This is a genomic window from Halolamina salina (assembly GCF_042678005.1).
GTDB classification, from domain to species: Archaea; Halobacteriota; Halobacteria; order Halobacteriales; family Haloferacaceae; genus Halolamina; species Halolamina salina.
In genome coordinates, this window is record NZ_JBHUDH010000005.1 from 4,797 (window position 1) to 17,494 (window position 12,698).

Consider the following 12,698-nt stretch of genomic DNA (forward strand, 5'->3'; position numbering starts at 1 on the left):
CGCGTAGCGGAGGTCGATCGGGTGCCGGTCGTCGGCGGCGACGATCCGCCGCCGCAGGTCCATCTCCCCGAACTGGGCGCCGACGAACTGCTTGGCCGCCTCGCCCGCCCCGAGTGCCCGCTCCAGAAACGCGTCGAGCACCGCCCCGTCGTCGACGCCGAGTTCGCCGCGCTCGGCCGGCGAGAGGTGGAACACGCACCGCTCCGCGTCCGGGTGGGCCTCGTGTGGACAGGCCCAGCCGTCGAGCGACTCCGGCGCCCCCTCCTCAGACGCTCGATCGAACGTGTATCGACACTGTCCCATCCGTCTTCTCAATCGACCAATAGATGGGCGACGAATAAGGTTTTCCCCGACTCGACCCGACGAACCGGCGTCTCTGGGCCGAAAATCGGCGGATTCCGCGAAGCGACCGTATCGGTGGACCGCCGGCGAACCCGGGCCGGCGTGGGTTTCATGGCCCGAGCCATCCAACGGTCGCGCATGGCCGAAGACTGCATCTTCTGTAGCATCGTCAGCGGGGAGATCCCCGGCCGGATCGTCGCGGAGACCGACCACGCCGTCGCGTTCCTCGACGCGAACCCGCTCGCGCCCGGCCACACGCTCGTCGTCCCCAAGCAGCACTACGGGCGGCTGAGTGACGTTCCGGGCGACGAGGCGGCGGAGCTGTTCGACGCGGTCCACGAGCTCTCGGCGGCCGTCGAGGACGCCCTCGACGCCGACGCGGTCTCGATCGGCATCAACGACGGCGAGGCCGCGGGCCAGGAGATTCCCCACACGCACGTCCACCTCGTCCCGCGGTTCGACGGTGACGGCGGCGGCTCGTTCCACACGATCTCCCCGGCGAGCGAGTCGCCCACCGACGAGGAACTCGACGAGATCGCCGCGACGATCCGCGGCGACTGACGCCGCGGTTCAGTAGGACTTCGGAAAGCCGAGCTCCTGGCCGATGTGGTTGTACGCCATCTGCTGGCTGACCGGCGCCAGCCGCGTGAGGTTGATCTCGCGCCACCAGCGCTCGACGTCGTACTCCGTGGCGTACCCCCAGCCGCCGAACGCCTGCATCGACTGCTTGACGGCCTCGATGCCGGCCTCGACGGCGGTGGCCTTGGCGACGTTGGACTCGTAGCCACAGTCCTCGCCCTGATCGTAGAGCCAAGCCGCCTTGTCGCGCATGAGTGCGGCCGACTCCATTCGGGCGTACGCCTTCGTGATCGGGAAGGAGACCGCCTGGTGGCCGCCGATCGGCTGCCCGAACACCTCGCGGTCGTTGGCGTACTCGATCGCGGTCTCGGCCGCGAGCTTCCCGATCCCGGTGCCGGCGGCGGCGAACCCGATCCGTTCGGGGTTGAGCATGTCGACGAGCGTCCACCAGCCGTGGTCCTCCTCGCCGAGCAGGTTCGCCTCGGGGACCCGAACATCCTCGATGAACACCTCACAGGACTTCGAGTAGTTGATGCCGTGTTTGTCGATCGGCTCCACGTCGATCCCCGGATCGTCCATATCGACGACGAAGAGGCTGATCCCGTCGGTGCCGCGGTCGGCCTCCTCGCGCGGGGTCGTCCGCGTGACGAGGATCATGTTGTCGGCGCGGTCCGAGAACGTGATCCAGGCCTTCTGCCCGTTGAGCACGTACTCGTCGCCGTCCTTCTCGGCCCGGGTCGCGACGTTCAGCGTGTTCGTCCCGGCCTCTGGCTCGGTGATGCCGATCGAGAAGTTGCGGTCGCCGGCCGCGATGTCGGGCAGGTAGCGCTCCTTCTGCGCCTCGGTGCCGCGCTCGCGGATGCCGACCGCCGCCATCCCGGCCGTGAGGACGAGGTACCAGGTGCCGGCCATCCCACAGCCCTCCGCACACAGCGTCTCCATCGCGACCCCCATCTCCTGCATCCCCATCCCCGCGCCCTCGTACTCCGGCGGGATCAACAGCCCGTGGAACCCCGCCTCGGCGAGTTCGTCCCAGAACGCCTCCGAGAACTCGCCGTTCTCCTCCTTCTCGCGCCAGTGTGCCGGCCCGAACTGGGACGCGATCTCGCTCGCGGTCGACCGGATCATCGCCTGTTCGGAACTACTGTCGAAATCCATGGTTGTGTTTCACACTCTCACAGGTGCTCCCGATACATTAGTACTGGTCTTGCGGCCGTCCACGGTCGTCTCACTCCTCGTCGGCGCTACAGACGAGGACGGGCCGCTCGGTGTCGAGGATGACGCTCTGTGTGACGCTGCCGAAGAGGACTTTCCCCGTCGGCGTCCGCTTCCGCCCGGCGAGGACGATCTGGTCGGCGTCGTGCTCCTCGGCGACGTTGAGGATCGCCCTGACGGCGTCGCCGCCGTACCCTTCGAGTTCGACCTCGATGCCGGCCTCCTCCAGCCGGTCCCGTGCGACACGCACGGCCTTGACCTGTTCGACGGTGCTCCCCTTCGTCTTCTCCTCGAAGGAGTGGACGAGAACCGCACGCACCGCGTCCGTCTCCAGCGGGAGTTCGGTGAGCGTTTCAGCCTGTGCGAGCGCCCGGGACTCGTCGGCGTCGATCCCCACGAGGAACGTGTACATGCCCCACGCAATAGGCGGGGAGCGTTTTACTGTTTCGCCGCGGCGAACTCGCCGGACACGTTCACATCGGTGGGATTCGGCGGTGAAACTCAACCCAACCATTATATATGATGTATACTTCCATTGTTGCGTGTTATACAATGCCACGTAACGAGGGAGACACGTTCGAGACGGCGATGGGACGGCGACGGCTCCTGAAAGGTGCGGCGGCGGGCGGGGTCGCGCTCGGCCTTGCGGGCTGTGCTGGCGGCGGCGGGAACTCGGATGCAGTCACAGTACCGGGGATCTACGACGAGAGCGGCGGCACGTCCGACGTCGGGCGGCCGGCCGCGATCGGCTCCCGTGACACGATCGCGTACATCAACGAGAACGACCTCCTCTCGCGGGAGATCGACCATCCCAACGAGGACTACGCCTACGAGGTCCCGGAGGCACAGCAGCTCTATCAGGAGTACACATCGGGCGACGAACCGCCGATGATCATCGGCTGGGGGACCGCGGACACCGAGGCGCTCTCGGGCACGGTCGCCGAGGACGAGATCGTCTACATCTCGGCGTCGTACTCCGCGAACCTGGTGACCGAGGAGACGCCGTACAACTTCTTCGGCAACCTCGACTACACGAGTCAGGCGCGGGCACACCTGAAGTGGATCGCGGACAACGACCCCGGCGCGAAGATCGCGTTCATCTTCTCGAACAACCCGTTCGGTCAGGCGCCGGTCGAGGGCGGCAAACAGTACGCCGAGGAGCTCGGTCTCGAGGTCGGGTCGGACATCAACCTCCCGCTGACGGCTAACTCGGCGACGACACAGCTCCGGCAGGCCAGGGACGGCAACGTCGACTACCTCATCCACCAGAACACGTCCGCCCCGATGCGGGTGCTGCTACAGGACAAGGCGGACGTGTACCCGGACGTGACGGTGTGTGGGCTCACCTACACGGTCGACGAGCGGGTGGTCTCCGAGTCGCCCGACCTGTTCGAGGGCGTCCGCTACGTCAACGCGTTCAAGACGTTCCAGGGGGCGCTCGACAGCGACGGCCTCGGCGCCGACATCATCGAGGCCAACTTCGAGCGCGAGGACCGGAGCATGGACAACCCCGAGGTCGCACAGCTCAACTACGTCCGCGGCGTCATCCACGCCCTGCTCGCGCTCAAGGGGCTTCAGAACACGATCGACAACGGCGACGACCTGACCGGCCCGAACGCCCGCAACGGGATGTTCGGCATCCAGAACGACGACATGGAGGGGCTTGCCGAACCGTACACCTACGAGGAGGGCGACCGCCGGCCCACCATGACCGGGCGGCTGTTCGAGGTGACCGACGGGTCGCTCAGCTTCGACACGACCGTCGAGCTCCCCCGGCGTGACGAGTGGATCGGACTGTGATGCCGGCCGAGTCACGAGCGGCGGGGACCACCGAGTCCGACGCCGACCGGGCCGTCGTCGAACTCGACAACGTCGAGATCGTCTACGACGACCACTTCCTGGCGGTTCAGGGCGTCTCGATGTCCGTCGACGAGGGGGACATCGTCGCGCTGCTCGGTCCCAACGGCGCCGGGAAGTCGACCATCCTGAAGATGATCAGCGGCATCGGGCGGACCGAACGCGGCGAGGTCAGCCGCGGGAACGTGTTCTACCGGGGCGAGGACGTGACCAACTTCGGCGCCAACGAGATGGTGGACCGCGGCATCACCCACATCCTCGAGGGGCGCCGCGTGTTCGAGGACCTCACCGTCGAGGAGAACCTCCGGTGTGGCCTCTATCGCGGCGGCCGCCGGTTCCGGTTCGACGAGGACGACTACGACATCGCGTTCGACTACTTCCCGCAGCTGAAGGAGATCATGGACCTGAAAGCGGGCTACGCCAGCGGCGGCCAACAGCAGATGCTGGTGATCGCCCGGGCGCTCATCCACCGGCCGGAGCTGCTCCTGCTCGACGAGCCCTCGCTGGGGCTGGCGCCGAAGCTCGTGCAGGACATCTTCGAGACGCTGGTCGAGATCAACGAACAGGAGGACATCACCATGATCGTCGCCGACCAGAACGCCAAACGAACCCTCGACATCGCGGACTACGGCTACGTCATGGAGAACGGCCAGATCGAACTCCACGACCCGGCCGACCAGTTGGTCCAGCGCGAGGAGATCAAGGAGTTCTACCTCGGGACGTCGAGCGAGGACTCCCGGTACACTGACATCCGGCACTACAAGATCCGGAAGAGGTGGACCTGATGAGCGCCGAGGACGCGGCCGCCGACCAGCGTGCGGCGTCGCTCCGGGAGGGCGCCAACGTCCCCCCGGAGGAGGCCGTCATCGGCTGCCGTGACGTGACCAAGACGTTCGGCTCCATCACCGCCGTCGACGACGTGACGATCGGGATCGACAGCGGCGAGTGGGTGTCAATCGTCGGCCCGAACGGCGCCGGCAAGACGACGCTGTTGAACATCCTCAACGGCTTCTACTCGCCGGACCCCGGCGCGGCGGTGTACCTCAACGGCGAGGACGTGACCGGCCGCCCGGCCCACTACCGGGCGCGACAGGGGATGGCTCGGACGTTCCAGGGGCTCGAACTGTTCGAGGAGGAGAACGTCCTCGAGAACGTGATGACCGTCCGTGCGGTCCACGAGCGCCCGAACCTGCTGTCGTCGCTGCTGTTCTACGGCGCGGGCCGGCAGGTCGAGGCCCGGAACATGCGCCGTGTCGAAGAGATACTCGACTACCTCGAACTCTGGGAGCACCGGCACGCGACCGTGTCGGCGCTCCCGCTCGGCGTCCAGCGCCGGGTAGATCTAGCGCGGTCGCTCGCGCTCGAACCCGACGTGTTGCTGCTGGACGAGGCGATGAGCGGCCTCACCTTCGACGAGAAGTACGACATGATCCGCTTCCTGACCGACCTCCACGAGGAGGAGGGGATGACGCTGGTGATGATCGAACACGACTTGGAGGTGGTCACGGCCGTCTCCGACCGGATGATCGTGATGCAGAAAGGCGGCGTCATCGCGCGGGGACCGCCGGAGGCGGTCACCGAGGATCCCGAAGTCGCCCGCGTCTACACGGGGGTGGACTGACGTGGCCGAGGACGACGCCGAGGGGCTCACCATCGACCGCGTGCTCACGGCGCCCGACGACGAGACCGTCGAGATCGTCTCGGACCGGGCGCTCCCGGAGATCCTCGTCGATCACGCCGAGGAGCATCCGCAGGACACCGCCTTGCGGTGGAAGCGCTACGGCGTCTGGCAGGAGTTCACCTGGGAGGAGTACTACGAGCGCGTCGAGCGGTTCGCGCTCGGCCTCGAGGAGTACGGCTTCGGCGAGGAGGACGTGCTGTTCACGATCGGCTACAACCGCCCCCACCAGCTCTGGGCGTGGATCGCCGCCCAGTCGCTGGGCGGCATGGCGGCGCCGAACTACGAGGACATGCTCCCCGAGGACATCGAGAAACAGCTCCAGCTGCTGGAGCCGAACATCGTCTACGCGGAGGACCAGGAGATGGTCGACAAGCTGCTGCTGGTCGCCGACAGCGTGCCGTCGCTGGAGACGATCATCTACCGGGACGAGAAGGGGATGTTCCGGTACGAGAACGGCGAGAAGGTCGGTCCCGACGACCCCGACATCGTCGCCTACGAGGACATCGAGGCGCGCGGCGAGGAGCGGCTGTCGTCGGGCGATGTCGCCGACGACTACCTCCACCAGCAGATCACGACCGTCGACCCCGAGGCGACGGCGATGCTGGCGCCCACCTCGGGCACCACCGGGATGCCCAAGCGCGTCCGGCTCTCCCACTTCAACTTCGTGAACTTGGCCAACGCCGCCATCGACATCGACCCGCTGCCGAAGGAGTCGGACTACTTCTCCTACCTCCCGATGGCGTGGGTCGGCGAGCAGATGATCCTGCTCGCGGCGGCCTTTGTCGGCGGCTGGACCGCCAACTTCCCCGAACAGCCCGAAACCGAGGACGAGGACCTCCGGGAGATCGGTCCCGAGATCATCTTCTCCTCGCCCAACCGCTACGAGGCGTGGGTCGCCGACGTGAAGGCGAGGATCGAGAACACGACGCGGTTCAAGAAGTGGGTGTACGACAAGGCGATGAGCATCGGTGAGCGGTACGCTGAGTACGTCATCGGCGACAAGAACGACGAGGAGCCGCCCGCCACCCTGCGGGCCGCCCACTGGCTCTCCTACTGGGTGGCCTACCGCCCGATCCTCGACAAGATCGGGCTGAAGCGGGCGAAGAACGTCTACACGGGCGGCGGCCCGCTCGGCGAGGACCACTTCGAGTACTACCACGCGATGGGCGTCCCGCTGAAGCAGATCTGGGGCCAGTCCGAGGTCTGCGGCTTCGTGACGATGCATCGCGACGACGACGTGCAGGTCGAGACCGTCGGCGAGGTGTTCCCGAACATCGAGGTGGGGATCACCCCCGAGGGCGAACTGGTCGTCCGCGGCCCGGTGGTCACCTCCGGCTACTACGGGATGCCCGAGAAGACCGAGTCCGCCATCGAGGACGGCTGGCTCCACACCGACGACTTCGGCGCGCTCACCGACGACGGGCACGTCAAGATCTTCGACCGGATGGACGACGTGATGGAGATGCAGGACGGCACCGCGATCGCCCCCATCAGCGTCGAGACGAAGCTGAAGTTCAACCCCTACCTGAAGGAGGCGATGGTCGTCGGCGACGGCCGCGAGGAGCTGACGGCGGTGCTGAACATCCGGTTCAACAACGTCGCCGAGTGGGCCGACCAGCGCGACATCCAGTACGCCGGCTACCGCGACCTCACACAGAAACCGGAGGTGCTGGAGCTGATGCGGGACGTGGTCGCCGAGACCAACGAGGAGCTCGACAACCCGATCCAGCGGTTCATCGTCCTGTTCAAGGAGTTCGACGCCGACGACGGCGAGCTCACCCGGACCGGGAAGCTCCGCCGGGAAGTCGTGATGGACCGGTACGACGACGTCGTGGAGGCGCTCTACGACGGGAGCGACAGCGTAGACATGGAGATAACGATCACCTATCAGGACGGGCGTGAGTCCGACGAACGCGGCGTGATGCGCGTCGTCGACGTGGACGAACCGATCGACGAGGACGCCGACCTCGGGGTGGTGATGGAGTAATGGTGGATCTCGCCACCTTCTTCGACATCGCCGTCACGGGTATCGGGCTCGGCGCGCTGTACGCGCTGGTCGCGATGGGCTTTTCGCTCATCTACAAGGTGACCGGCGTGCTCAACTTCGCACAGGGCCAGATCGCGATGGTCGGCGCCTACAGCGTCGTCATCTTCGGGACGGCCGCGCTCCTGCCGGCGGCGCTCCCGGCGTGGGCGGCCGTCGTGCTCACGATACTCGTCGGCGTCCTGCTCGGTCTCGCGCTCGAGCGTGTCGTCTTCCGGCAGTTCATCGGCGAACCGGTGCTGTCGGTCATCATCGTCACGCTGGCGCTCGGCGGGATCTTCGAGGGGTTCATCAGGTTCCTCTTCGGCCCGAACTTCAAGGCGTACCCGGCGGAGCTGGCGTTCGACTGGTCCGTCGGGCTTCCCCTCGGCGCGTCGATTCAGGGGGCCTACGCCGTCGCGGTCGTCATCGCCCTGATCGTCGTCGGCGTGCTGATGCTGTTCTTCCGGAGCACCGTCATCGGCTCCATCCTCCGGGCGTCGGCGAGCGACGAACAGGCGGCGATGGTGCTCGGCGTCTCGATCGAGCGGACGATCGCGCTGGCGTGGACGCTCTCCATCGCCGTCACCGCGATCGGCGGCATCCTGCTGGCGATGTCCAGCGGGGGCGCCGCCTTCTCCATCGAGACGACGGGCATCATCATCTTCGCGGCCGTCGTCTTCGGCGGCTTGGACAGCATCCCCGGCGCATTCATCGGGTCAATCGTGGTCGGACTCCTGCAGGAGCTGGGTTCGTACTACCTCGAGGGCGGGACCGCCGTCGTCGTCCCCCTGCTGGACGTGCAGGCGAACTTCGGCGCCGGCTTCGGGGAGATCCTCCCGATGATCTTCCTCCTCGTGGTGATCATGGTGAAACCGTACGGCCTGTACGGCACCGAACGGATCGAGAGGCTCTGAGAATGGCAGGACACGATCTCCGACGCGCCGTCAGGCGCACCGACGACGTATCGACGGCCCGACGGCGGGCCGACACCGAGCCCGCGGGACGGAGGTGGTGCGATGCCCTGCGGTGAGTACTTCACCGACTACACCTCCCGGATGGGGCTGGTCCGCTGGCGCACCCAGAAGATCGCGCTGGCGCTCGGCCTCCCCCTCCCGTTCCTCGCCCCGCTGCTGTTCGAAGGCGGGACGTTGACGCTTCTGACACAGGCGTACATCTTCGGGATCGCGGTGCTCGGGCTGAACGTCATCTTAGGGTACGCGGGCGAGATCGTCCTCGCACAGGGGGCGTTCATGGCGATCGGCGCCTACTCGACGAGTCGGCTCCTCGAAGCGGGCGCCGGACTGTTGCCGGCGTTGGTCATCGGCGGCTTCATGTCGGCGATGATCGCCGTCGCGTTCGGCCTCCCCTCGTTCCGCGTCAAGGGGTTCTACATCGCCATCTCGACGCTTGCGCTCCAGTTCATCTCGGAGTGGTTCTTCAACAACGGGCAGGCCGCGTTCATCCACGGCGGCTCCCAGCAGCAGTTCCCCTCGACCGTCGGGCTGCTCGGTCCGGTCGCGGAGATCGGGAGCACCTTCGACAAGTACTACCTGGCGCTGGTCGCGGTGTTGCTGTTCGCGCTGCTGTCGCTGAACCTCTCCCGGACCGGCATCGGGAAGACGTTCCGCGCGGTCCACGAGAACGACCTCTCGGCGGCGGTGCTGGGGGTCAACGTGTTCAAGAACAAGCTACTGGCGTTCGGCATCGGCGGGTTCATGATCGGCGTCGCCGGCGGCCTCTACGGCTTCCAGATCGGCTTCATCAGCCCCGGCTACTTCACCCTCTCCCTTACGCTCGAACACTACGTGATGTTGCTGTTCGGCGGCCTCGGCCGCGTCTGGGGCGCGCTGCTCGGCGTGGGCGTCGTCACGCTCATCCGGGACAACCTTCGTGAGGTGCTCGGCATCGTCAGCGACGCGACCGGGCTGAACGCCACCGCGACGGTGCCGGTGTTCTTCGGCGTCATCATCATCGTCGTCCTCGCGGTCGAGCCTAAGGGGGTGTTGGCCGCGCTCGGCAAGATCAAGGAGTACTTCCGCAAGTGGCCGTTCGCCTACTGACCGGCCCGCTCCCCTCCGCCCCCTTCCACGCCAGAGTGTAAGCCGGACGGAAATTTATGTGACCGTAGACCACTACTCCACTCGATGTACGACTCCGAGACGCTCGCGGCCGTCCGCGAGCAACTGACGCGGGCGACCGACCACGAGTTCTACGCCGACGCCGACATCGACCCCGACGCCGTCGACTCCTGGGACGCGTTCAGGGAGATCCCGTTCACGACTGGCGAGGAACTGGTCGCCGACTTCGAGGCTGACCCGCCGACTGGCTCCCTCTACGACGGCGCCGCGATGGTGACGTTCTCCCCGATGGGCGAGGATCTCCAGCCGGTGTTCGACACCCGGGGGGATCTGGAGCACCAGGCCGCCGTCAACGCCGAGGTGTTCGAACGGGCCGGTATCGAGCCCGGCGACCGGGTGATCAACACGTTCGGCTACCAGCTGTTCGGCACGGGCTACGTCGTCCACCGGGCGCTGGAGGAACTCGGCGCGGAGGTGTTCCCGCTCGGTCCCGGCGACTCCGAGCAGGCCGCCGACATCACCCACCAGTTCGACGTGGACGCGCTCATCGGGAACCCGAGCTTCGCGCTGAAGGTCGGAGAAGCGGGCGGTGAGGTGGACACGTTCGTCGGCGCCGGCGAGCCGTTCACCTCCATCCCGGGCCGCCGCGAGGCGGTCAAAGAGGCCCTCGGCGCCAGCACGGCGACCGACTACTTCGGCACGCGGCACATCATGCCCGTCGCCGCCGAGACCGAGGCGGAGGACGGCCTCCACGTCGTCACCGACTACGCCGTCGTGGAGATCGTCGACCCCGACACGGGCGAGGTGCTCGGGACGGGGGAGCGCGGCGAGGTCGTCGTCACCCACGTCCGGAAGGAGGGGATCCCGCTGATCCGCTACCGCACGGGCGACCTCGCGGAGTTGGAGAAACGCGACGGCGAGCTCGTCCTGCCGGACGGCGTCATCGGGCGGACCGACGAGCGACTGAAAGTCAAGGGCGTGAAAGTGTACCCCGAGAGCATCGAGACGGTGCTGGCGGGGTTCGAGGGACTCACCGGCGAGTACCGCATCGAAGTCGATCAGCCCGAGACGACCGACCGACTGACGATCGTCTGTGAGGGCGAGGCTCCCGTCGACGACCTGCGGGCCGCGCTCGGCGACCGCCTGCTCGTCACGCCCGACGAGGTGACGCTGGTCGCGGAACTGGACGAGACCGGGATCGTCGACAACCGCTACTGATCGCGGCGCCGCTCGCGCCGGTCATTCGCTCAGTTTGTACACTCCGGTGCCCGTGGCACAGACCGCGTCGCCGGACTCGACTTCCACGCTCGCGACGCCGATGTTCTCGCCGCGGCGCTCGATTGTCGCCGTCGCGTACAGCGGGTGTTTTCCGGCCGCTTCCAGGTAGTTCACGCGCAGGTCGACCGTCGGCGTGTAGTCGCCGCGGTGGCCGATGAACACGGCGGCGCCGGTGAGGTCGACGATGGAGCTGATGATGCCGCCGTGGAGCACCTCGAGGTCGGGGTTGCCCACCAGCGACCCGTCGAACGGGATCCGCGTCTCCGCCTTTCGGGGGGTCACCGCGAGCACCTCCAGTTCGAGTTCGCGGTGGAACGGGATGGCGTCGTACAGTTCTCGGACGATCGCCGTCCGGTCGTCCTCGTCGCCGGTCGCCTCGCCGACACGGGCTGTCGGGTCGTCGCTCGGCGACTCCCCATCGTTCGAACCGCCGTCCGGGACGGGCCGCCCTCGCTCTCCCATACTGTGTCAGCGTTCACCACACGCCGACAAAAAACGTCGGATGGGGGCGATTCGGGCGGTCCCTCGCGATGGATCCGCCAAGTTCACGCCTCGCCCAGGAACCGACGCGCCGTTCGCGAGAAGATGTCCCGCTGGGTTTCGAGCGGCAGGTCGCGCCCCAGCAGGTGGGCGCGCTCGCGCTCGTAGGGGTAGGGGATGTTCGGGAAGTCCGAGCCGTACATGATCGACTCCGAGAGTTCGATCAGCGTCTCGTCGGCGACCGAGTCGGGGTCGAACGCCATGTACTCCTCGGCGACCGCGGACATGGTGAACGTCGTGTCGAGGAAGACGTTCTCGTTGGTCCGGGCCAGTTCACAGAAGGCGTCCACGTCGTAGGCGCCCATGTGGGCGGCGCACACCCTGAGATCCGGGTAGGAGTCGAGGAACGAGCGGAACCGGTCGACGCCGACGTTCGGGTCGTCCCGGAACATCGGTGCGGTCCCGGCGTGGACCAGCAGCGGCAGGTCGTGGGCGGCAGCCACCTCGTACGCCGGCTCCAGCCGCGGGTCGGCGGCGGCGAACCCCTGTACCGGTAGCTGGAACTTCAGCCCGCGGGCGCCCGCGTCGACGGCCCGCTCGACGATCCCGCCGACGTCGTCGTCGCCGGCGTGAACGGTCGCAAACGGCACCACGTGGTCGGCGGTCGCGGCCGTCTCGCAGACCCACTCGTTCAGTTCGTCGGCCATCCCCGGTCGGTGGGCGTACGGCAGCGCGAAGAACTCCTCGACGCCGGCGTCCCGGAGGATCTCAGTCATCGCCGCCAGATCAGTCGGGTGGTCGAACGTCCAGCCGGCAGCGTCGCCGAGCGCGTCCCGGATCGCCCGCATCAGCCGGTCGGGCATCAGGTGGACGTGCGCGTCGACGACGCTCTCGACCGGGAACTCAGTCGTCATCGCTCACCGTGCTCGGTCGTGCCATTGGTTCCGTATGAGGGTCTTTGACGCGGATAGTAAAAATACCGACAGCGGTCACTGTCCGGACGGTGCCGAAGATTTTTCTGGAGTAACGTACGGAAAGAAGCGTATGGCGCTCTCGACTGCTGCACTCGTCGGCGCGACGGGCGGCGCAGGCACGACCCGGAGCTGTCTCGAACTCGCCGGCGAGGACGACGCGTTCGCGGCCCGCGAGGCCGAAGCCGCCG

The 12,698-nt window shown here is 67.1% G+C and carries 12 protein-coding genes and 1 pseudogene; 8 read left to right on the forward strand and 5 right to left on the reverse strand.

The features are described 5' to 3' along the window. Positions 1 to 303: pseudogene (locus ACFR9S_RS00645) on the reverse strand (pentapeptide repeat-containing protein); the annotation flags it as partial. 177 nt (positions 304 to 480) lie between these two features. Here ACFR9S_RS00645 and ACFR9S_RS00650 point away from each other — a divergent pair. Beyond that, a complete protein-coding gene (locus tag ACFR9S_RS00650; RefSeq protein WP_379817745.1) occupies positions 481 to 903 on the forward strand; it encodes an HIT family protein in 423 nt (140 codons plus the stop codon). Between the two features lie 9 nt (positions 904 to 912). Here ACFR9S_RS00650 and ACFR9S_RS00655 read toward each other — a convergent pair whose 3' ends face one another. Both ACFR9S_RS00655 and ACFR9S_RS00660 read right to left on the reverse strand, forming a co-directional pair. Next, entirely contained in the window at positions 913 to 2,079 is a 1,167-nt protein-coding gene (locus ACFR9S_RS00655) for an acyl-CoA dehydrogenase family protein (RefSeq protein WP_379817747.1), read from the reverse strand. A gap of 70 nt (positions 2,080 to 2,149) precedes the next feature. Next, complete coding sequence (locus ACFR9S_RS00660) at positions 2,150 to 2,548, reverse strand: universal stress protein (protein ID WP_379730580.1); 399 nt, start codon at positions 2,546 to 2,548, stop codon at positions 2,150 to 2,152. Positions 2,549 to 2,688: 140 nt separating this feature from the next. Between ACFR9S_RS00660 and ACFR9S_RS00665 the strand changes: the two genes are divergently transcribed. From ACFR9S_RS00665 to ACFR9S_RS00695, 7 genes are all read left to right on the forward strand, one after another. Continuing rightward, the gene (locus tag ACFR9S_RS00665) at positions 2,689 to 3,936 is read left to right on the forward strand and encodes an ABC transporter substrate-binding protein (protein ID WP_379730579.1); all 1,248 of its coding nucleotides are present in this window, start codon (positions 2,689 to 2,691) and stop codon (positions 3,934 to 3,936) included. Beyond that, positions 3,936 to 4,778: an ABC transporter ATP-binding protein gene (locus ACFR9S_RS00670; RefSeq protein ID WP_379730578.1), complete on the forward strand. Its 843-nt coding sequence runs from the start codon at positions 3,936 to 3,938 to the stop codon at positions 4,776 to 4,778. The genes ACFR9S_RS00665 and ACFR9S_RS00670 overlap by 1 nt, the downstream gene beginning before the upstream one ends. Beyond that, positions 4,778 to 5,614: an ABC transporter ATP-binding protein gene (locus ACFR9S_RS00675; protein WP_379730577.1), complete on the forward strand. Its 837-nt coding sequence runs from the start codon at positions 4,778 to 4,780 to the stop codon at positions 5,612 to 5,614. Before ACFR9S_RS00670 ends, ACFR9S_RS00675 begins: the two co-directional genes overlap by 1 nt. A gap of 1 nt (position 5,615) precedes the next feature. After that, positions 5,616 to 7,661, forward strand: coding sequence for an AMP-binding protein (locus tag ACFR9S_RS00680; protein ID WP_379730576.1), 2,046 nt, complete (start codon positions 5,616 to 5,618; stop codon positions 7,659 to 7,661). Next, positions 7,661 to 8,614 (forward strand): branched-chain amino acid ABC transporter permease, encoded by a 954-nt coding sequence (locus ACFR9S_RS00685; RefSeq protein WP_379730575.1) that lies wholly within the window; start codon positions 7,661 to 7,663, stop codon positions 8,612 to 8,614. Before ACFR9S_RS00680 ends, ACFR9S_RS00685 begins: the two co-directional genes overlap by 1 nt. Before the next feature lie 102 nt (positions 8,615 to 8,716). Beyond that, positions 8,717 to 9,760, forward strand: coding sequence for a branched-chain amino acid ABC transporter permease (locus tag ACFR9S_RS00690; protein ID WP_379730574.1), 1,044 nt, complete (start codon positions 8,717 to 8,719; stop codon positions 9,758 to 9,760). A gap of 84 nt (positions 9,761 to 9,844) precedes the next feature. Next, positions 9,845 to 10,996 carry a phenylacetate--CoA ligase family protein gene (locus ACFR9S_RS00695; protein WP_379730573.1) on the forward strand — a complete coding sequence of 384 codons (1,152 nt, stop codon included), beginning with the start codon at positions 9,845 to 9,847 and terminating at the stop codon, positions 10,994 to 10,996. A 21-nt stretch (positions 10,997 to 11,017) separates the two neighbouring features. Here ACFR9S_RS00695 and ACFR9S_RS00700 read toward each other — a convergent pair whose 3' ends face one another. Both ACFR9S_RS00700 and ACFR9S_RS00705 read right to left on the reverse strand, forming a co-directional pair. Continuing rightward, positions 11,018 to 11,518, reverse strand: a complete 501-nt coding sequence (locus tag ACFR9S_RS00700) for a PaaI family thioesterase (RefSeq protein ID WP_379817749.1) — start codon at positions 11,516 to 11,518, stop codon at positions 11,018 to 11,020. An 83-nt stretch (positions 11,519 to 11,601) separates the two neighbouring features. Continuing rightward, positions 11,602 to 12,450: an amidohydrolase family protein gene (locus tag ACFR9S_RS00705; RefSeq protein ID WP_379730571.1), complete on the reverse strand. Its 849-nt coding sequence runs from the start codon at positions 12,448 to 12,450 to the stop codon at positions 11,602 to 11,604. Positions 12,451 to 12,698: the final 248 nt, after the last annotated feature.